Origin of the sequence: Streptococcus sp. UMB0029 (genome assembly GCF_002871495.1) — a bacterium.
Classification (GTDB): Bacteria; Bacillota; Bacilli; order Lactobacillales; family Streptococcaceae; genus Streptococcus.
Map to the genome: position 1 here is coordinate 87,240 of NZ_PNGD01000008.1, position 19,899 is coordinate 107,138.

Genomic DNA, 19,899 nt, shown 5'->3' on the forward strand with positions numbered 1-19,899 from the left:
TAATATTAGTTTCTGAATCCAACAATTTTTTTATATATCCATGGAGAAAAGACAAGTGACAAGACAGCTATCTTACGAAATCTAGTGAAATAAGCATCCTTCCAGATTTCGTATCGATGCTGAATAATCCAAGCCCTTAGGTCGACTTTCTCCTTTTGATACTGTTCAGATGAAGTAAAGATAATTTTATCGTAAACTGTGATATACGACCAACATTCTCTATTTTTTAATTCATATTTTAAATTAGGAAATACTTGTGATACTTGAGTAATGATGTTCTTATAAACTTCTATCGTATCAAATACATACCGATTAACAGATGTTGTCGCACTTCCCTCACGATGATCATAATAATAAATTGGTTTGTCAATAAATATGCTACTACATCTTGTCTTTAGTAGCAATTCCGTTAAAAATAAGGCATCTTCTGCTAGATGGTAGTCTGTATTAAATTTACCATCTGCCAGCAGGCCTCTCTTAAATAGTTTTGCGACTGGAAAGAATGAGGTCTTAGTGGTCATCAGTAATTCTTTCATGGTTTCTTCTGTTGACCAAAGTTCTTTTCTACCAGAATACAAGGGTAAGTCTGTCACTATTCCATTTTTGATATGGTGTAGAGGAGCAATCACAAAACCTACATGTTCTCCCTCAACTGCACTAGCTAAAGTAGCTAGGTAATCCTGGGTAACGAAATCATCGCTATCAATAAAGGTGATCCAAGCACCTGTTGCTAGCTGAATTCCAACATTTCTGGCATTAGAAACACCAGCATTTTCGATATGGTAAACCTTGATATTTTCATACTGATTTGCTAAATGATTACAGATTTGTCCACTAGAATCAGTAGACCCATCATTTATTAGGATTAGTTCAAAATTGGTATAAGTCTGTTGAAGAATTGACTCCACACATCGTTCCAGATAGCTTTCTACATTGTATACTGGAACAATAACACTTATTTTTTCACCCATCATGTTCCATATTCTCCCTTGTATTCCGTATAAGACTTATCCATATCAGCGATGACAGCATCATGATGTGGTACTTGCTTGTCTGCTGGTGGTGGCGTCATATAATCTCCAAAAGCAGTGCTAAGATAGGCATCATAGCCGATTGGAATAGGCAACTCTGTCCCTTCAAATGGCAAGAAAAGATTATCTTCAAAAGAAGCGATTGGGTACTTGTTTCTCATATAGCCAGGACCTGAGCATAATTCTGTAATGCCATCGCTTTCAGCGAGACCATATTTAGTCATTTCTTTCTCAGCTTTTTTCCAAATGCGATAACGGAGAGATTTTGGAGTCAATCCCAGTAAAATACGACTTCCCCATTTCATAAGTGCACCATGCTTTTCTGGAATAGTTTGCGCACAAAAGAGTGAATAGATCAAGGCCCAGCGAACCTGTTTTTTCCGCTCAGCTGGATTTTTCGGATAATAATCCAAAGGCAAGACATCCAAGGCAAGACCATGTGGCAAATTCAAATCCTGCTGATAAGGTTTGATACAGGTCGTTTCCTTGTCACGAATAGTAATAAAAAGATTGCGGTCTACAAAATCCTTGTTACTCTTTGACAAGAAATAACGCTCATCTGCATAACGAGGCCATAATTCTGCTAATCTCTCATAATCTTTACGAGGCATAAAAAAGTCTAGGTCGTCGTCCCAAGGAATAAAGCCCTTGTTTCGAAGGGTACCAATAGCCCCTCCGCCACAGAGATAACAGAGCAAATCATGTTCTTTACAAAAGGCCACAAAATATTCAGCCATCTCCAGACTTCGAGCCTGAATTGCTTTTAAATCAGTCATATTGTTCATTATTCTTTCTATCGTATCGTTTCATTATACCACAAATACGGGGTGAAAATCTATTGCAGACTGTAAAAAATCAAAGCCTGATTGCTAGATAAATAGCCTTCAGACTTTGATTCTCCTATCTTATTTTATCTCAAGCCCATCTGAGATAATTTATTCTGATATTTGTTTTGATCAACCAGCAAACCCAAGCCTCCATAGACATCATAGGCATCGATCCAATCACCTAGTTCTGGAACCGTTAATCTCTCAATGCCATTTTTCGCTCCATCCAGGAAGGATAAGCCATTAGTCAGTAGGAAACTATAAGGAACATTCGTAGAGGTCATGCCAAAGACCTTACCAAGTGCTTCTGATCCAGTAAAGAGTTTAGTTGGATCCTTGAGTTGTTGCAGAACAGCTGTCAACACTTGCTGTTGTCTCTTGGTACGACCGTAATCACCTTCATCATCATCACGGAAGCGAGCATAATTGAGCAAGGTCGAACCATTCATCTGCTGTTTCCCGACTTTAATAGTCTGGGTTGGAGACTCTGTTTCCGTAGCATGTAAGTCATCTCCCACCGTAGCTTCTGTTAATGGACGCCCATTCAATGTTGAAAACTGAGCATCAATTGTCACCCCATCTGGGAATAGAGTGTCAATAGCAGTTGCAAAGGCCTGAAAATCAACCAAGGCGTAATACTTAATGTCCAAGTCAAAATTATCTTTCAAGACTTGACGAACCATCTCTGCCCCTCTTTGCCCCTCTTGTTCTCCTAACTCATAGGCTACGTTTAACTTGTTATCCGTCTGTTTTCTACCGTTAATCACTTGGATGTAACCATCTATATAAACCAAATTATCACGCATGAAGCTGACCAGCTTGATTTTCTTATCTGATCCACCGACGTTTAGGACCATAATCGAGTCCGTTCTCGTTTCAGCACTATTTTGACCAATCCGTCCATCCGTTCCCATAATCAAAATATTAACCCCATCCTTGGTATCTTGACCATTAAAGACTTCTACTTGAGCTGCCTTAGCATTTGCAGGTTTGTTTGAATCAGCATTTGAATATCCTTTTAGGAACATGAAAATCATTCCAAAACCGACACAGGCTAAAAGGGCGAGCAGTCCAGCAAAAATACGACCCCAACGAATCTTGCGTTTTTTTGGTTTAACCTTTGGAAGAGAATGACTTTTCTGGTATTTTTTTGCACGACTACGGTTACCATAGGATGGAAGAGGAGACTGATTTATTGGTTCCATAAAAGACTCTTCCATATCATGATTTTCATTATGAATTTCTGAAGAATCTTCACTACCACTAGCCATATTTAACTTACCTTTCAGGTAAGCAAACTCTTTTTTCTCTCGCTCATTGAGGTAATGAATGTTCTTAAAAAGATAGTCATAACGTAACTGCTCATGATGGCTTAAAGGATTTTCTTTCCTCATCTTCTCTCCTTTCCATGGTCTGATATTGGATAAATAGGATAGGCACCTAGAATTTTATACTGGATTCCAATGGCTTCTAATTCTTTTTGGGCAAAGTGGACCAAGGCCTGATCAGTATAATCCACATCGATAATGAAAAAGTATTCTCCCAGTGCTGTCTTGAGTGGCCGACTTTCAATTTTTGTCAGGTCAATTCCTCTCCAAGCAAAGGTCGACAGGGCCTTATAAAGTGCACCTGGAAGGTTGTCAGGTAAGGTCAAGGCCAAAGTCATTTTCTCAGTTTGTGCTTGCAAGGGGATACTAGGCTTTTCAGCTCCCAGAACCCAAAAACGTGTGAAATTGGCTTCCATTTCCTGAATATCCTCGGCAATCAGTTCCAAGCCATATTCTTCGGCAGAACTTCTTGGTGCAATGGCTGCATAAGGCTGGTCTGGATGTTCGGAAATAAAGCGGGCCGCATAAGCTGTACTAGCAGTCACCTCAATTTTGGCCTCTGGATACTCTTCATCGATGAATTTCTTTCCTTGCGCCAAGGCCTGTGGATGAGAAAAAATCTTTTCAATTTTAGTATGACCTGGAACCACCATCAACTGCTGATGAATAGGTTGAACAATTTCTGCCACTGCTTGGATACGAGCCTGATGAAAAAGGTAGTCCAAGGTTTCATGAACACTACCCTCGATAGAATTTTCAACTGGCACCACAGAATAGTCCACCAAGCCTTGCTCATAGGCCTTGATGACATCTGTAATATTGGCAAAGGCCTGCAATTCCTCATGAGGAAAAGCTGTCTGCACAACGTGATGTGAAAATGATCCCTTGGGACCTAGATAAGCAATTTTCATCTCAGTTCCTCTATAATTTCCTCTGGGCTTAGCTTGGTCACATCCAAAATCCGACTAGCCACTTCCTCATACCAAGCCTGTCTTTCTTGGAAAATAGCTGCAAGTTCTTCCTTACTATTATTTAGAAAAAGCGGACGCTGATTGTCCTTATCAGCAGCGATACGGTGGTAGAGGATTTCAAAATCAGCTTTCAGATAGATGTTATCAGAATTGGTCTTTAGTAAGTCACGATTTCGCTGAGAAATAACCACTCCCCCACCAGTTGACACAACTTGATCTCTTTGTAGTAACTCAGCTAATACTTCTGACTCTACCTGTCGAAAGACCTCTTCTCCCATTTCCGAGAAAAATTCCGCAATGGACATACCTAAGCGCTCCTCAATCAGGGCATCCATATCAAGGTAATTAGGGTCTAAACCTCTGGCAATAGTCGATTTGCCAGCCCCCATAAATCCTAGTAATACCTTAGCCATGAATCAAGCTCTCCAAATCATCAAAGAAGCTAGGATAGCTGGTATTGATGGCTTCTGCACGGTCAAGCTCCACCTCTCCATCTGCAACCAAGAGAGCCGCGATGGCTGTCATCATGCCAATACGGTGGTCACCAAAAGTATTGACTCTAGCACCGTGAAGGGCTGATTTTCCTTTGATAATCATTCCATCTGCTGTAGGGGTGATATCTGCTCCCATGCTATTTAAAGCGTCTGCCACAACCTGAATGCGGTCTGTTTCCTTAACCTTTAGCTCCTCAGCATCCTTGATAACTGTTACACCTTGAGCTTGGGTCGCCAGAAGGGCAATAATGGGCAATTCATCTATCAAACGTGGAATCAAAGCACCACCAATCTCTGTTCCTTTGAGGTCAGAAGACTCAACAATCAAGGTAGCGGATTTAGCGACTGGGTCGATTTCAGTTATTTCCAATTTTCCACCCATGGCGCGAATGACATCAATAATACCAGTACGCGTTTCATTGATACCAACATTCTGCAGTACTACACGAGAGTTTGGAACAATTAAACCTGCGACCAACCAAAAGGCTGCACTGGAAATATCTCCTGGCACGACCACCTTTTGTCCTGTCAATTTTTGTGGCCCTTGGACTGTGATTTTCTTGCCCTCTACACTTAAATGACCACCAAATTGTTGCAACATATCTTCAGTATGGTTACGGGTGCATTCTTTTTCGATAATAACTGATTGACCCTGAGCATGCAAGGCTGCAAACACCAAGGCTGATTTAACTTGGGCAGAGGCGATTGGCAACTCATACTGAATAGGTGTTAAATTTTTAGCCCCCTTTAAGTGAAGAGGAGGCAGGTCTCGCTCAGTTTGCCCTGAAATACTGACGCCCATTTTTTTCAGAGGAATCGTCACACGGTCCATAGGACGTTTGGAAAGACTATCGTCTCCGAACATTTCTACTTCGAAGTCTGCGCCAGCAAGGACACCTGAAATCAGGCGAATCGAGGTTCCAGAATTTCCCATATCAAGGGCATTTTGTGGCGCTTTTAAGCCGTCCATGCCCACACCTTGAATGGTAATAACCCCATCTTTATCCTCAATTTCAACACCAAGGTCACGAAAAACCTGCATGGTCGAAAGGACGTCCTCACCCCGCAGAATATCATAAACCTTAGTCTCACCCTCAGCCAAACTTCCAAAAATAATGGAACGGTGGCTGATAGACTTGTCACCTGGAACGCGGATACTGCCGTGTAAGTGGCGAATGTTTGTTTTTAGTTTCATACTGGACCTCATACTTGCAATACTTTTACTTATTTTATCATAAAAAGCCAGAAATTCCTTAAAAATTCCTGACTTTATGATAGTTATTTTCTTATTTTAGCAATTCTGAAACTGGTTCGAAAACAATTTTTTCAATGTCAGAAAGGTAAATTGCCAATTGTTGTTGCTTGGTAAAGAATTCTGACAAGAGGCTATTTCCTTGAATCTGCTTGCCAAAGTTTTCCATCTTCGCTTGGAAGGATGCATCTGGCATTTGACCTGTCTGGGCTAGTCCTTGAATTTCCTCTTGGAAAGCAACATATTCTGTAAAGATTTTGCTCGCCTCAGCATCTGCTGCAATCGCATCTTTAGCTGCTTTAACAGCCTTGTATTCTGGTAATTCGCGTAGACCGCGACTGAGTTCGTTTGCACTATCGTAAATATTTGACATGATTTTCTCCTTATTTGATAACGACTGTGTAGTCTGTGTTTTCTGTTATCAGGTGCTCGGCTCGTTCTAAATCTTGAGCATTTTTAAATGAAATTTGTAGAATCCCGTGAATATCTTCACGGTTTTCCTCGTTGATGTGGATGTTAACCAAGGAAGTTCCACGTAGCAGTTCCAAAATCCTCAAGATGACATCTTCTTCATCGGGAACGTCGACATAGAGGTCATAAGAACTATCCACACCACCACGCTTATGGATTTCCATGGCCTGCCGTTGCTCACGCGCTTGGTTGAAAAAGTTCCAGATTTTCTCCTCATCTCCCTTGCTGATGGCTTGTCCAACCTCATCTAAGCGCTCCTTGAAATCCGCAATTCGATCTAGAATGGTTTCACGATTGGACAAGAGAATAGAAGTCCACATCCCTGGCTCGCTTTCCGCAATCCGAGTCATATCTCGAAAACCACCTGCCGCAAAGCGCCTTGCCATCTCATGTTCTTGAGCATAAACCGCGGTCTGCTCCATAAGACTAGAAGCCAGAATATGAGGAAAATGGCTAATCTGAGAAGTGACACGATCATGCTCCTTGGCATCAATCTCGATAAAACGAGCATGAAGACCTGACAGTAAATCCTTCATTTCCTCAAGCGTGTCCTGACCTGTCAGGCTTGAAGGTGTAAAGATATAATAGGCATTTTCAAAAAGATTGACATCCGCAGAAGCAGCCCCTGTCTTGTGACTACCAGCCATGGGATGAGCCCCAACAAAGCGAACAGGTTTGCCAGCCAAATATTGCTCCGCCGCATCCACAATGGTTGACTTGGTCGAACCAGCATCTGAGATAATCACGCCTTCTTTCAAGTCCAAGTTGGCCAATTCCTTAATGAAAGAAATAGTTTGTTTGATTGGCAAGCTGAGAATGATGATATCTGCCAAAGGAGCAAAACTGGCAAAATCATCCGTTGCACGGTCAATCATGCCTTCTTTCAAGGAGATATCTCTCGAAGCTTGACTGCGATTATAACCTAAAATTTCATAATCTGGATGATCGCGTTTGATGCCTAGGGCCATAGAGGCACCAATTAACCCAAGACCTGCGATATAGATTGTTTTTGCCATAGGAACTCCTTAATAGTTCTTTGTATAGTCTCGGTGTTTGGCCACTGCTTCTTTTAATTCCTCAAGATTGTCTGATGAGAATTTTTCGAGGATTTCTTGTGCTAGAACCGTAGCCACAACGGCTTCCATGACCACTCCTGCAGCTGGGAGAGCAGTCGGATCACTTCTCTCCACAGTTGCCTTGTAAGGTTCGTGAGTCTCGATATCCACACTCATAAGTGGTTTGTAGAGAGTGGGAATGGGTTTCATGACTCCACGAACAACAATGGGTTGCCCATTAGTCATACCACCTTCAAAACCGCCCAGATTGTTAGTACGGCGAGTATAGCCGTCTTCTTTGGACCAGAGAATTTCGTCCATAACTTGGCTACCCTTACGGTAACCAGCTTCAAATCCAAGACCAAATTCCACTCCTTTAAAGGCATTGATAGAGACAACTGCTTGGGCCAATCGCGCATCCAATTTTCTGTCCCATTGTACATAGGAACCTAGGCCGACTGGAACACCTCCGACGACTGTCTCGACAACCCCACCGATGGTATCACCGTCACGCTTGATTTGGTCAATATAGTCCTTGATCTCCTGTTCTCGTTCTTGGTTGACAATAGAAACTTCAGACTGGGCAGCTAGTTCCTTAATCTCAGCCACTGTCAGATTCTCAGGTACATCGATTTCCTTGCCACCAAAGACCACGACATGGTTGGCGATCTCTATATCCAGCTCAGCCAAGAGGCGTTTAGCTACCGCTCCAACTGCCACCCGCATAGTGGTTTCACGAGCAGATGAGCGCTCCAAAGAATTTCTTAAATCATCAAAACGGTACTTGATGCCCCCAACCAAGTCGGCATGACCTGGACGTGGATGAGTGATTTTTCGTTTGCTTTTCAGGCGGTCTTCGATGTCCTCAGCAGACATAATGTCCAGCCATTTTTGGTGGTCCTTATTGATGACATCCATGGTAATAGGAGCCCCTGTCGTCTTCCCGTGACGAACGCCCGAAGTAAAGATAACCTGGTCACTCTCAATCTTCATACGACCGCCTCGACCGTAACCACCCTGACGGCGTTTAAGGTCCCCATTGATATCCTCAGCTGTCAAAGGAAGTCCAGCTGGAATTCCTTCAATAATAGCTGTCAGACGAGGGCCGTGTGATTCTCCTGCAGTTAAATATCTCATACACTCTCCTTATTTTACCAAGTAGCCTTTCATCTCTTCCAGAGAAACTAAGTGAATGGTCGCTGAGCCGAGCTCTGGCACCAAGACCAATTTCAAGGTATTGCCACGCGCTTTCTTGTCATGAGTAAGAGCCTGATAAAGCTTGTCAACATCCCAGTTTTCATAGTTAACTGGCAAACCAAATTTCTGACACATCTCTGTGATAGATTGGGTTATGCCAGCTGGCATAAGGCCTTTTTCCTCAGCAACTTTGGAAATCTGTACCATGCCCATGGCCACAGCTTCTCCATGCATGACCTTGCCATAACCTGCAGTCGCTTCGATGGCATGGCCAATAGTGTGACCAAAGTTGAGATAAAGGCGAACACCATTGTCCAACTCATCCTCAACCACCATCTTGCGCTTAACCTGACAAGAATGTTCAATCAAGGTTTCTGCATGTTCCAAAATGCTCTCTACAGAACCATCTAGCTCCGTCAAGAGAGCCCAAAGTGCTGGATCCTCAATCAAGCCATACTTGATGACCTCACCCATCCCTTCAATCAGTTCTCTTTGTCCGAGGGTTTCAAGGACAAGCGGATCGATCAGAACTCCATCTGGTTGGGCAAAGGTACCCACCATATTCTTAGCGAATGGAGTGTTAACACCCGTCTTTCCGCCGATAGAAGAATCCACCTGAGCTGTCAAGCTGGTCGGAATCTGAACAAAGTGAATGCCCCGCATATAGGTAGAGGCTACAAAACCAGCCAGATCCCCAACGACACCGCCACCAAGAGCCACGATTCCATCGCTACGAGTCAGACCTTGCTTGACTAAAAATTCATAGACTTTCTGGACAGTGGTTAAATTCTTTCTTTCTTCCCCTTCCAAAAAGTCAAATACTGCTACCTGAAAACCAGCATCTTCTAGGCTGAGTTTGACCTTCTCTGCATAGAGAGAGGCTACATGGTTATCTGTCACAATGACCACTTTTTGCGGTTGCCAGAGTTCTCGCAACCATTGACCAGCCTGAGCCAGACAACCTTTTTCAATCTGAATATCATAAGGATGATGAGGAATATCGATTCTGATTTTCATAGGAGAGTCTCCCTTTCTTTATTGGTATTTTTCTGTTAAGGACTGCCAAATCTCTTCTGTCGGCATTTCCTTGCCTATCCATAGTTGAAAAGCTTCTGCAGCTTGATAAAGCAACATTCCCAGACCATTGACCGCTGGATTGCCCTGACTTCTGGCCCATTTCAAAAATGGCGTCTCAAAAGGCTTGTAAATGATATCTGCTACTAAGAGAGGTTCTGGTAAGACTATGTTTTCAGGAACTGGAGATGACTGTCCATCCATCCCCACACTAGTGGCATTAACTAATAAGTCCGACTCAGCAATCCTTGCTTGCAGTTCAGAAACATCTTCTAAAGCATACAAGTCCACTTTAAAGCCTGTCTGCTCCTGTAACTTGTCTAGGTAAGGTCTTGTTTTTTCCATAGAAACTGAACGAACAAAGAGCGAAATCTGACTGACTCCGTCCAAAATGGCTTGCGCCAAGATAGACTTGGCCGCACCCCCTGCACCCAGCAGGGTCATCTTCTTACCTGTAATTGTAAAAGAAGGCAAGCTCTTAAAAAATCCCTTGCCATCTGTATTATATCCAATTAAATTGCCATTCTCATTGACAACCGTATTGACCGCACCGATCAAGCGCGCTTCGTCACTCAGTTCATCCAAATATGGAATCACTTGCTCCTTATAGGGCATGGACAGGTTAATGCCAAACATCTGGTAGCGACGAATATTGGCCACTGTTTCTGCCAAGTCAGCTGCATCAATCTCCCAAGCCACATAAGCACCATTGGTAGCTGTCGCCTCAAAGGCACTATTGTGAATAAAAGGGGAAATAGAATGCTTAATAGGATTGGCAACAACGGCAGCTAAACGTGTATAGCCATCAAGCTTCATCTAAAATCTCCCTGATTTTTTTCATGTTAGCTAGAGAAATCTGACCTGGAGCACTTGCCTCATCTAGACTAGCAAAGGACCAGCTAGAACCAGTCACATCCGCAGTGATACGAGAGACCTTGCCCACCTTACCCATAGAAATGGTTACATATTCCTGTTCAGGATTGAGAGTTTTAAAGCCTCGTGTATAGTTCATCAAGTCTAGCACATCCTGCTCCGTGTGAGCCATCACCGCAACCTTGACAAGTTTTGGATTTAAGCTCGTCAACTCTGACAAGATTTCCATCATATTTTCAGGCGTTTCTTGGAAATTGTGGTAACTCAAAACGAGATTTGGGAAGTCCAGCATTTCCTCAAAAACATCCTTGTAGCTATAGTACTCAAAATCAATATAGTCTGGTTGATAGAGTTGCGCCACTTCCTTTATTAGATGGATATATTCTTCTGGAGAAAGGTCAATTTCTCCCCCTTCAGCGCGAGTTCGCAGAGTGAAAACCAACTCACGGCCTGCGAATTTTTCAAAAATAGCTGGAGCTACCTGCAAAATCGCTTCCTTAGGCAGATAGTCGGCACGCCATTCAATGATGTCGGCATCCAGATACCTCGTGGCATCCAGAGCCTGAGCCTCCTCTAAACTTCTTGGCATTACTGAAACGATTAATTTCATTTACTAACCTTCATACTAATCACCTTGAGGTAATTACTACTTTCATCTTTTTTATTATAGGCGAAATCTGCTGGAAGACCGTATTTGTTTAAAATCTGGTAACTTCTTCCTGCAAAGCCTTTATCAATTTGTTCTGTAAATTTCTGACGGGAAACATTGGCAGCATTGGTACTAGCAATGATAATCCCTCCCGGATTTAAAATCTCAAGACTCTGGGAAATCAACTTGTGATAATCCTTGGCTACAGAGAACGTTTGTTTTTTGTTCCGAGCAAAGCTAGGCGGATCTAGGACAATCACATCGTAGGTCAAGCCTTTTCGTTTGGCATATTTGAAATACTCAAAGACATCCATGACTATAAAACGATGGTCGTCGGTGCTGATTCCATTAGCCTGAAAATGCGCTTGAGACAATTCTCGTGAACGTTTAGCTAGGTCAACCGAAGTAGTCTGGCTAGCTCCCCCCATGGACGCAGCCACTGAAAAGGCTGCTGTATAAGAAAACATATTGAGCAAGGATTTGCCCATAGCTAAACCATCGACCAGACTACCACGAACCTCATGCTGGTCTAGAAAAATTCCTGTCATCAAGCCATCATTCATAAAGACTTGATAGAGGACACCATTTTCCAAAACAGTGAAAAAGTCAGGTGCTTCTTGGCCATAAACATGGGCAGATTCATAGTCCAAACCCTTAAAGCGGATCTTCTCATATGCTCCTAAAACCTCAGGAAAAACCTGTCTAAAGGCTTCTGAGATGGTCTGACGAATCTGATAAACATAAGAGTTATACCAAGAAAAGACAGCATAGTCGCCATAAAGGTCCACTGTCAGACCACCAAAACCATCTCCCTCTTGGTTGAAGAGACGAAAGGCAGTTGTCAAATCATCTTGATAGTAGGCACTTCTCTTTTCTTTAGCTTGTCTAAACAGTGTTTCAAAGAAATCTTGATTAAAGGTCACCTTGTCTGTGCTAACAAACCAGCCCAAGCCCTTATTTTGCTGGGAAAGGTAGGCAGTCCCAAGAAAGGTGCCTTCTTGACGATAGACTTCTACCTCCTGATCCTTAAGATTGACATTCTCAAGATCGCTGGCTTCTAGTAAAACCAGACCTTTGGCAAGCTTTTTTTCAATCCTTTTGCTGACTCTTATTCTATTCATAGTCACTATTATAGCAAATTTTGTGACAATTCTCAAAAAAGAAACAACCCCTGCTTTTTACTTTCATTTTAAAAAATAGTATACTATACTAATAAAAAATTAGAAATATTTGTGTAAGAATCACAATAAAAAATGCTCTTCCATCGTGGAGGAGCATTTCTTTTTATCAATGAAAATCAAATAGCAAACTAGGAAACTAGCCTCAGGTTAACTGTGAGATTATAGGTAGAGAGGTTGTATCAGAAATATGTGTCTGTCAAATTTAGTGACAAAGGTAGAAGAAATATGAGGATATAAATCAGCTTCAGCAGGTATCTGGAATATTTGATTTTATAGAGAAGCCTTTTGTTACAAACTCAATATACTATCAATAAATAATATTATAGAAGCAACAATAATTATCATTTCACCTATCTGAATAATCCTATTTTGAACTCTAAATATATGTTCTATCAAAAATACTTGGATCACACACATTATAGGAATTAACGTTTTTGAAATTGAAAAATATCCAAATAAATAAACTATAAACAACAAAAATAGAACTATGTTATATTTCTTATTCAAAACATTCCTCCCTATATATTTTTGATTACCAATCTTAATCATTTACAACTACATTCTAACAAACTATAAAAGCGTTTGTCGAATTGAATTTATCAAGCAAGCGACCAACTATCTCATCTTTTTTCTATTTCTGCCAATATGCGTGATAGGTAGTAACGATAGCTAAAAATAGCAAGACCAAGCAAGAGGATAAGAACTCCTACTCCCAAGCTGATGGCAAGGACAGGGGCGAGAGACTGAACCAAGAATAAGCTCCCTATTACAAGGGCCATTAAGATTGCACTATAAACCAAAATCAAAACAATTGCTACTATACGATTTGAACGGTTCACCAGGTCCGTAATGTTACTCCAATTGGTTGACAAATTTTTCACGTCCTTAAGGTAATGGTGGCAAGAAAGGATGACACTGGCAAGGATCCAAACTACAAGAAGGTAAATCATCGAAAGGATGGGCAAGCCTAGATATAGAGAAAGACCAAGTAAAGTCAGAACTGGTAAAAAGGACTGGACAGCAAATATAATCCAAAATTTCACTTTCACATAACGAGCAAAGTCAAAGGGTAAACTCTTAAGAAAATCAACATTTTCCCTCTCCAAGGACAAGGCAATTGAATGCAGGCTGGTGATATTGTTATTGACAACTGCTATAAAGAGAGCTATAAAAAACAAGGGTAACCAGTATGGAGGATGAATATCTGGAACTATCTGAGAATCTCGGATTTTGGAAATCAGACCGATCATCATGAGATAAGGAAGGAAAGCACTTGTAAAAAGCACTGTAATCACGCCAGTCCCCTGTCCCAAGAGGGTGAGGTGGTAGCGTAAAACCATACGGAAAAATCCCTTTTTATTAGTAGTTGAAATTCTCTCCTTGCTGCGACGTTCTTTTTTGACCTTCTCCTCACTATTAAGTAGGATCACGTCATAAAAATGAGGAAGAACCTTCTTTTTGGTCAGGTAAAGCAAGAAGACAGTTAGAGTTATCCAAGCGAGCAAACCCAAGATGGCTTCTGTCGAAAAAGGAGTCACTGCTATTTTGTAAAAGAGATGAAGAGGATAAAGGAGAAATGGAATGTCTCTAACTTTGTCAACAATACTTCCAAAAGTCGACTGTAGAAAGAGGACAAATATTAAAGGTATGAGAACTCCTATCCCAATCATCACATTGGAAAAAATAGACTGATACTTTCTGAAGACCCTAGTCTGAGCCAAGAAATGTACTGCCACTACCATCACTAGAGTCACAGAGACAAATAATAGGGCCAAGGACAGTAGCATCAAAGGCAAGCCCAGCCAAAGAGAAGGAGCTAGCCTAATATAGAGGACTAGAAAATAAGCTAGGATTGGTACAATTCCAGCTAGAGCTGGCAAGAGAACAGACAGTCCTTTAGCAATTATAATCTCTGATTCTTTAAAGGCATAGGGCCTATACGATGCCAAGTCCTTACTCTCATAAAAGACATTGTAAAATGCAGTGAAAGAAGTTGAAAAGGCAAGCACCAGTAAAATAGCAACCATGGTACTAAAAAAACTTGGCCTTTCCTCAAAAGGAAAACGAAAGGCTATATTTATAAACATGATGAGCATCAAGAGACTGGAAAAAATGTAAGAACTTAGGACTCTAGCGGAAACATTTACTTTTTTCCCAGGATTCTTAGCCTGCTTCTTTCGTAGGTTAGCCAGATTAGCTTCTTGAGATGAATAGAGGATATTGATATCAACTAATTTTTTAATGACCTTGAGACGCATCTGAAACCTCCTCTTTTCTACCGGCAAGGCTAAGGTAGATACTCTCCAAAGACTGGTCTGGATGGTCTTTTCTCAAGTCCTCTACCTTACCACAATAAATCAAATGCCCCTTTTTTAAAATGGCAATCCGATCACAGACTTGCTCTGCCACCTCTAGGACATGAGTTGAAAACAAGACTGTCTTACCTTTTTGTGCATGCTCCTTCATCATTTGCTTCAAATCAAAGGCAGCCTGAGGATCCAAACCAGTCAAGGGTTCGTCCAAGACCCAAATATCAGGATCAGACAAGAGTGCCCCAATGACAAAGACTTTCTGACGCATTCCGTGAGAAAGGGTTTCAATAACCTGATAGCGGTTTTCAGCAAAATCAAAAACGTTCAATAGCCTAGCTAGACTAGCCTCCAAGTCAGAGCTGCTCAAATCATAGGATGAGGCAATCAATTCCCAAAATTCATTGGCCGTTAAGCGTAAAAATAAGTCAGGCGAGTCTGCTACGTAGCCAATCTTTCGTTTAATAGCCAAGCGATTTTCCGATAAATCCAATCCATCTACCAAAATACGACCACTGCTGGGCGAAATAATACTGACTAAGGATTTTATAGTGGTCGATTTTCCAGCCCCATTATGGCCAATCAAGCCCATAATCTCCCCATTTTCAATCTGCAAATTGAGATTGCTCAAGGCCTCTTTATCACCATACAACTTACTAACATTTTGAAATTCAATCATGAGAAATCTCCTCTCTTTATCTGTTTTATATACCATTATACTAGCACTTTGATACAAAAAAATCAACACTTTATATAAAATAGTCAAAAACTTATTATTCAGTATTACGCAAACGTTTGCGTTGAGAGATACTTTATGATAGAATAAAGAACAAGATTGACAAGTAAGAGGAAACATCATGCAAAATCACACACTCATGCAATACTTTGAATGGTATCTGCCCCACGACGGACAGCACTGGACGCGTCTGGCTGAAGATGCTCCACACCTAGCTGATCTCGGTATCAGTCATGTCTGGATGCCACCAGCTTTTAAGGCGACCAACGAAAAAGATGTTGGCTATGGGGTCTATGACTTATTCGACCTAGGAGAGTTTAACCAAAAAGGGACTGTTCGCACTAAGTATGGCTTCAAAGAAGACTATCTTCAAGCCATTCAAGCCCTAAAAGCACAGGGAATCCAGCCTATGGCCGATGTAGTTCTCAACCATAAGGCTGCTGCCGATCACAGGGAAGCCTTTCAAGTTATTGAAGTGGATCCTGTAGACCGTACAGTTGAACTTGGAGAACCCTTCACCATCAATGGCTGGACTAGTTTTACCTTCGATGGTCGCCAAGATACCTACAATGGCTTCCACTGGCACTGGTACCACTTCACAGGTACAGACTACGATGCCAAACGCCGTAAGTCTGGGATTTATCTGATTCAAGGAGACAACAAGGGCTGGGCCAACGAGGAATTGGTCGATAACGAAAACGGAAACTACGACTACCTCATGTATGCCGACCTAGACTTTAAACATCCTGAAGTCATCCAAAATATCTATGACTGGGCTGACTGGTTCATGGAAACGACTGGTGTAGCTGGTTTCCGCTTAGATGCTGTTAAACACATTGACTCTTTCTTCATGCGCAATTTTATCCGTGATATGAAGGAAAAATACGGTGAGGATTTCTATGTTTTTGGTGAATTTTGGAACCCCGACAAGGAAGCCAATCTGGACTATCTTGAAAAAACGGAAGAACGCTTTGACCTTGTCGATGTTCGTCTCCACCAGAATCTCTTTGAAGCCAGTCAAGCTGGCGCAAACTATGACCTTCGTGGCATTTTCACAGATAGCTTGGTTGAACTCAAACCTGACAAGGCTGTAACCTTTGTCGACAACCACGATACCCAACGTGGTCAGGCTCTTGAGTCTACCGTTGAAGAATGGTTCAAACCAGCAGCCTATGCCCTCATTCTGTTACGCCAAGATGGCCTTCCATGTGTCTTTTACGGAGACTACTATGGGATTTCAGGGCAGTATGCTCAACAAGATTTCAAAGAAGTCCTTGACCGCCTCCTAGCCATCCGAAAAGATTTGGCCTATGGAGAACAAAATGACTACTTTGATGATGCTAACTGTATCGGTTGGGTACGTTCAGGTGCTGAAAATCAATCCCCAATCGCAGTCTTGATTTCAAATGACCAAGAAAACAGCAAATCAATGTTTGTCGGCCAAGAATGGGCTAACCAAATCTTTGTAGATTTACTTGGAAACCACCAAGGTCAAGTTACAATTGATGAGGAAGGTTATGGACAATTCCCAGCCTCAGCAAGATCTGTAAGTGTCTGGGCAGCTAATACAATCTAATTTCCAATGATTATTAAGCCAGATCCAATCGGATTTGGCTTTTTTCTATTCACAAAAAAGACCTACCCAAATGGATAGATCTTTATACTCAATGAAAATCAAAGAGCAAACTAGGAAGCTAGCCGCAGGCTGCTCAAAGCACTGCTTTGAGGTTGTAGATAAGACTGACGAAGTCAGTCACATATAAAATCCAAGGCGAAGCTGACGTTGTTTGAAGAGATTTTCGAAGAGTATTACTTGATTACAATTTACCTGCTACTGCATCCAACAATTCTTGGATTTTAGCTTGGTTGCTTCCTCCTGCCATGGCCATGTCTGGTTTACCACCACCACGTCCATCGACGATTGGAGCCAATTCTTTAACAAGGTTTCCTGCATGAAGGTCTTTTGTCTTGCTTGCTACAAGGACATTGACCTTGTCACCAATAGCAGCAACAAGGACAAGAAGATCAGAGTAGTCTTTTTGTTTCCAGTTATCTGCAAAGGTACGAAGGGCGCCAGCATCTGATACAGATACTTGACTAGCTATATAACGGTAACCGTTGACTTCCTTAACTTCCTTGAAGATATCGCCTGCGACTGCAGCTGCGGCTTTTTCTTTCAACTCAGCATTTTCTTTTTGAAGTTGACGAAGTTGTTCTTGAAGTCCTTCTACCTTGTGAGGTACTTCTTTAAGTTGAGGTGCTTTCAAGGTTGCTGCGACAGCTTTAAGAGCGTCTTCTTGTTCACGGTAGGCTTCAAAGGCTTCCTTACCAGTCACTGCCAAGATACGGCGAGTTCCTGAGCCGATTCCTTCTTCTTTGACAATCTTGAAAAGACCAATTTCAGAAGTGTTGCCAACGTGGGTACCACCACAAAGCTCGATAGAGTAGTCACCGATAGTAACAACACGGACTTCCTTACCGTATTTCTCACCAAAGAGGGCCATAGCTCCCATTTCTTTAGCAGTGTCAATATCTGTTTCAACTGTCTTCACTTCAAGAGCTTCCCAGATTTTTTCATTGACTTGCTGTTCAATCGCACGCAATTCTTCAGCAGTTACAGCTTGGAAGTGGGTAAAGTCAAAGCGAAGGAATTCGACTTCGTTAAGAGATCCTGCTTGTGTCGCATGGTTTCCAAGGATATTGTGAAGGGCAGCATGAAGTAAGTGAGTCGCAGTGTGGTTTTTCATGACACGGTGACGGCGATTGCTATCAATTGCCAAGGTATATTCTTGGTTCAAGGCAAGCGGTGCAAGGACTTCAACAGTGTGAAGTGCTTGTCCATTCGGAGCTTTTTGAACATTTGTCACAGTAGCCACAACCTTACCTGACTCATCCAAAATTTGTCCGTGGTCAGCTACCTGTCCACCCATTTCAGCGTAGAATGGAGTTTCCGCAAAGATAAGTGAGGCAGTTCCTTCTGATACAGCTTCTACTTCTGCATTGTCAGCCACGATTGCCACCAATTTAGAAGACAATTGAGATGCTTCATAGTTAAAGCGGCTTTCCACTGTGATGTTTTGAAGGGTTTCATTTTGCATCCCCATTGAACCACCCTTGACAGCTGAGGCACGCGCGCGTTCTTGCTGTTCTTTCATGGCTGCTTCAAATCCTTCACGATCCACAGTCATACCAGCTTCTTCAGCGATTTCTTCTGTCAATTCAACTGGGAATCCATAAGTATCATAAAGTTTGAATACATCTGAACCAGCAATGACAGATTGACCTTTTTCTTTCAAGTCTGCAACGATGCCTTGGGCAAAGTGTTGACCTGAGTGAAGGGTACGGGCAAATGACTCTTCCTCGCTCTTAACGATTTTCTCAATAAAGTCACATTTCTCAAGCACTTCTGGGTAGTAGCTTTCCATGATTTTCCCAACAGTTGGAACGAGTTTGTAAAGGAAAGTTTCATTGATACCCAACTTTTGACCATGCATAGAAGCACGACGGAGAAGACGACGAAGGACGTAACCACGACCTTCATTTCCTGGAAGGGCACCATCACCGATGGCAAATGAAAGGGAACGGATGTGGTCAGCGATGACCTTGAAGCTCATGTTGTCGCCATCTTGGTCATAGATCTTACCAGACAATTTCTCCACTTCACGAATGATTGGCATGAAGAGGTCTGTTTCGAAGTTGGTCTTAGCCCCTTGGATAACTGCCACCAAGCGCTCCAAACCAGCGCCCGTATCAATGTTCTTGTGTGGCAATTCCTTGTACTCGCTACGTGGAACAGCAGGGTCTGCGTTAAATTGTGACAAAACGATGTTCCAGATTTCGATGTAACGGTCATTTTCGATGTCTTCTGCAAGAAGGCGAAGACCGATATTTTCTGGGTCAAAAGCTTCTCCACGGTCAAAGAAAATCTCTGTATCTGGTCCAGAAGGTCCTGCACCGATTTCCCAGAAGTTGTCCTCGATTGGAATCAAATGACTTGGATCCACTCCCACTTCAATCCAGCGGTTGTATGAATCTTTATCTTCTGGATAGTAGGTCATATAAAGTTTTTCAGCTGGAAAGTCAAACCATTCAGGACTTGTCAAAAGCTCATAAGCCCAAGTGATGGCTTCATCACGGAAGTAATCCCCGATAGAGAAGTTCCCCAACATTTCAAACATGGTATGGTGACGTGCAGTCTTTCCTACGTTCTCGATATCGTTGGTACGGATAGCTTTTTGGGCATTGGTAATACGTGGATTTTCAGGGATAATAGTCCCGTCAAAGTATTTCTTAAGGGTTGCTACCCCAGAGTTGATCCACAAAAGAGTTGGGTCATTTACAGGAACCAAACTCACTGATGGTTCTACAGAGTGACCTTTGGTTGCCCAGAAATCAAGCCACATTTGGCGTACTTGTGCACTAGATAGTTGTTTCATATTGTCTCCTTATTT

At 42.1% G+C, this 19,899-nt stretch carries 18 protein-coding genes; 1 reads left to right on the top strand and 17 read right to left on the bottom strand.

The features are described from left to right. Window positions 1-5: 5 nt before the first annotated feature. The 16 genes from CJ239_RS06710 to CJ239_RS06785 all read right to left on the bottom strand — a co-directional run bounded on the left by CJ239_RS06710 (window position 6) and on the right by CJ239_RS06785 (window position 15,391). Entirely contained in the window at window positions 6-974 is a 969-nt protein-coding gene (locus CJ239_RS06710) for a glycosyltransferase family 2 protein (protein ID WP_102210986.1), read from the bottom strand. Beyond that, window positions 971-1,816, bottom strand: a complete 846-nt coding sequence (locus CJ239_RS06715; protein ID WP_102210987.1) for a phosphorylcholine transferase LicD — start codon at window positions 1,814-1,816, stop codon at window positions 971-973. Before CJ239_RS06715 ends, CJ239_RS06710 begins: the two co-directional genes overlap by 4 nt. A gap of 125 nt (window positions 1,817-1,941) precedes the next feature. After that, on the bottom strand, window positions 1,942-3,252 hold the full coding sequence (locus CJ239_RS06720; RefSeq protein ID WP_102210988.1) for an LCP family protein: 1,311 nt from the start codon (window positions 3,250-3,252) through the stop codon (window positions 1,942-1,944). Then, window positions 3,249-4,097: a prephenate dehydratase gene (gene pheA, locus CJ239_RS06725; RefSeq protein ID WP_102210989.1), complete on the bottom strand. Its 849-nt coding sequence runs from the start codon at window positions 4,095-4,097 to the stop codon at window positions 3,249-3,251. The genes CJ239_RS06720 and pheA overlap by 4 nt, the downstream gene beginning before the upstream one ends. Beyond that, entirely contained in the window at window positions 4,094-4,570 is a 477-nt protein-coding gene (locus CJ239_RS06730; RefSeq protein WP_102210990.1) for a shikimate kinase, read from the bottom strand. The genes pheA and CJ239_RS06730 overlap by 4 nt, the downstream gene beginning before the upstream one ends. Continuing rightward, a complete protein-coding gene (gene aroA / locus CJ239_RS06735; RefSeq protein WP_102210991.1) occupies window positions 4,563-5,846 on the bottom strand; it encodes a 3-phosphoshikimate 1-carboxyvinyltransferase in 1,284 nt (427 codons plus the stop codon). Before aroA ends, CJ239_RS06730 begins: the two co-directional genes overlap by 8 nt. A 91-nt stretch (window positions 5,847-5,937) precedes the next feature. Continuing rightward, window positions 5,938-6,276: a YlbF/YmcA family competence regulator gene (locus tag CJ239_RS06740; RefSeq protein ID WP_102210992.1), complete on the bottom strand. Its 339-nt coding sequence runs from the start codon at window positions 6,274-6,276 to the stop codon at window positions 5,938-5,940. A 10-nt stretch (window positions 6,277-6,286) separates the two neighbouring features. Beyond that, window positions 6,287-7,390 carry a prephenate dehydrogenase gene (locus CJ239_RS06745; RefSeq protein WP_102210993.1) on the bottom strand — a complete coding sequence of 368 codons (1,104 nt, stop codon included), beginning with the start codon at window positions 7,388-7,390 and terminating at the stop codon, window positions 6,287-6,289. Between the two features lie 9 nt (window positions 7,391-7,399). Then, window positions 7,400-8,566, bottom strand: a complete 1,167-nt coding sequence (gene aroC, locus CJ239_RS06750) for a chorismate synthase (protein ID WP_102210994.1) — start codon at window positions 8,564-8,566, stop codon at window positions 7,400-7,402. Between the two features lie 9 nt (window positions 8,567-8,575). Next, window positions 8,576-9,643 carry a 3-dehydroquinate synthase gene (gene aroB, locus CJ239_RS06755; RefSeq protein WP_102210995.1) on the bottom strand — a complete coding sequence of 356 codons (1,068 nt, stop codon included), beginning with the start codon at window positions 9,641-9,643 and terminating at the stop codon, window positions 8,576-8,578. An 18-nt stretch (window positions 9,644-9,661) separates the two neighbouring features. Beyond that, complete coding sequence (locus tag CJ239_RS06760; RefSeq protein ID WP_102210996.1) at window positions 9,662-10,516, bottom strand: shikimate dehydrogenase; 855 nt, start codon at window positions 10,514-10,516, stop codon at window positions 9,662-9,664. Further along, the gene (aroD, locus tag CJ239_RS06765) at window positions 10,506-11,183 is read right to left on the bottom strand and encodes a type I 3-dehydroquinate dehydratase (RefSeq protein WP_042900899.1); all 678 of its coding nucleotides are present in this window, start codon (window positions 11,181-11,183) and stop codon (window positions 10,506-10,508) included. Before aroD ends, CJ239_RS06760 begins: the two co-directional genes overlap by 11 nt. Then, window positions 11,180-12,343, bottom strand: coding sequence for a class I SAM-dependent rRNA methyltransferase (locus CJ239_RS06770; RefSeq protein WP_180958233.1), 1,164 nt, complete (start codon window positions 12,341-12,343; stop codon window positions 11,180-11,182). Before CJ239_RS06770 ends, aroD begins: the two co-directional genes overlap by 4 nt. Window positions 12,344-12,691: 348 nt before the next feature. After that, complete coding sequence (locus CJ239_RS12370; RefSeq protein ID WP_102210997.1) at window positions 12,692-12,952, bottom strand: hypothetical protein; 261 nt, start codon at window positions 12,950-12,952, stop codon at window positions 12,692-12,694. Between the two features lie 71 nt (window positions 12,953-13,023). Next, on the bottom strand, window positions 13,024-14,661 hold the full coding sequence (locus CJ239_RS06780) for a hypothetical protein (RefSeq protein WP_102210998.1): 1,638 nt from the start codon (window positions 14,659-14,661) through the stop codon (window positions 13,024-13,026). Next, window positions 14,642-15,391 (bottom strand): ABC transporter ATP-binding protein, encoded by a 750-nt coding sequence (locus tag CJ239_RS06785; protein ID WP_102210999.1) that lies wholly within the window; start codon window positions 15,389-15,391, stop codon window positions 14,642-14,644. Before CJ239_RS06785 ends, CJ239_RS06780 begins: the two co-directional genes overlap by 20 nt. A gap of 178 nt (window positions 15,392-15,569) precedes the next feature. Between CJ239_RS06785 and CJ239_RS06790 the strand changes: the two genes are divergently transcribed. Then, window positions 15,570-17,024, top strand: coding sequence for an alpha-amylase (locus tag CJ239_RS06790; protein ID WP_102211000.1), 1,455 nt, complete (start codon window positions 15,570-15,572; stop codon window positions 17,022-17,024). A 241-nt stretch (window positions 17,025-17,265) separates the two neighbouring features. On the opposite strand, the gene alaS is transcribed toward CJ239_RS06790, so the two are convergent. Further along, complete coding sequence (gene alaS, locus CJ239_RS06795) at window positions 17,266-19,884, bottom strand: alanine--tRNA ligase (RefSeq protein WP_102211001.1); 2,619 nt, start codon at window positions 19,882-19,884, stop codon at window positions 17,266-17,268. Between the last annotated feature and the right edge of the window lie 15 nt (window positions 19,885-19,899).

Coding starts and splice junctions, on each gene's coding strand:
- CJ239_RS06710 (WP_102210986.1), bottom strand. CDS start 974: ATGATGGGTGAAAAAATAAGTGTTATTGTTCCAGTATACAATGTAGAA.
- CJ239_RS06715 (WP_102210987.1), bottom strand. CDS start 1,816: ATGAACAATATGACTGATTTAAAAGCAATTCAGGCTCGAAGTCTGGAG.
- CJ239_RS06720 (WP_102210988.1), bottom strand. CDS start 3,252: ATGAGGAAAGAAAATCCTTTAAGCCATCATGAGCAGTTACGTTATGAC.
- pheA (WP_102210989.1), bottom strand. CDS start 4,097: ATGAAAATTGCTTATCTAGGTCCCAAGGGATCATTTTCACATCACGTT.
- CJ239_RS06730 (WP_102210990.1), bottom strand. CDS start 4,570: ATGGCTAAGGTATTACTAGGATTTATGGGGGCTGGCAAATCGACTATT.
- aroA (WP_102210991.1), bottom strand. CDS start 5,846: ATGAAACTAAAAACAAACATTCGCCACTTACACGGCAGTATCCGCGTT.
- CJ239_RS06740 (WP_102210992.1), bottom strand. CDS start 6,276: ATGTCAAATATTTACGATAGTGCAAACGAACTCAGTCGCGGTCTACGC.
- CJ239_RS06745 (WP_102210993.1), bottom strand. CDS start 7,390: ATGGCAAAAACAATCTATATCGCAGGTCTTGGGTTAATTGGTGCCTCT.
- aroC (WP_102210994.1), bottom strand. CDS start 8,566: ATGAGATATTTAACTGCAGGAGAATCACACGGCCCTCGTCTGACAGCT.
- aroB (WP_102210995.1), bottom strand. CDS start 9,643: ATGAAAATCAGAATCGATATTCCTCATCATCCTTATGATATTCAGATT.
- CJ239_RS06760 (WP_102210996.1), bottom strand. CDS start 10,516: ATGAAGCTTGATGGCTATACACGTTTAGCTGCCGTTGTTGCCAATCCT.
- aroD (WP_042900899.1), bottom strand. CDS start 11,183: ATGAAATTAATCGTTTCAGTAATGCCAAGAAGTTTAGAGGAGGCTCAG.
- CJ239_RS06770 (WP_180958233.1), bottom strand. CDS start 12,343: ATGAATAGAATAAGAGTCAGCAAAAGGATTGAAAAAAAGCTTGCCAAA.
- CJ239_RS12370 (WP_102210997.1), bottom strand. CDS start 12,952: ATGATTAAGATTGGTAATCAAAAATATATAGGGAGGAATGTTTTGAAT.
- CJ239_RS06780 (WP_102210998.1), bottom strand. CDS start 14,661: ATGCGTCTCAAGGTCATTAAAAAATTAGTTGATATCAATATCCTCTAT.
- CJ239_RS06785 (WP_102210999.1), bottom strand. CDS start 15,391: ATGATTGAATTTCAAAATGTTAGTAAGTTGTATGGTGATAAAGAGGCC.
- CJ239_RS06790 (WP_102211000.1), top strand. CDS start 15,570: ATGCAAAATCACACACTCATGCAATACTTTGAATGGTATCTGCCCCAC.
- alaS (WP_102211001.1), bottom strand. CDS start 19,884: ATGAAACAACTATCTAGTGCACAAGTACGCCAAATGTGGCTTGATTTC.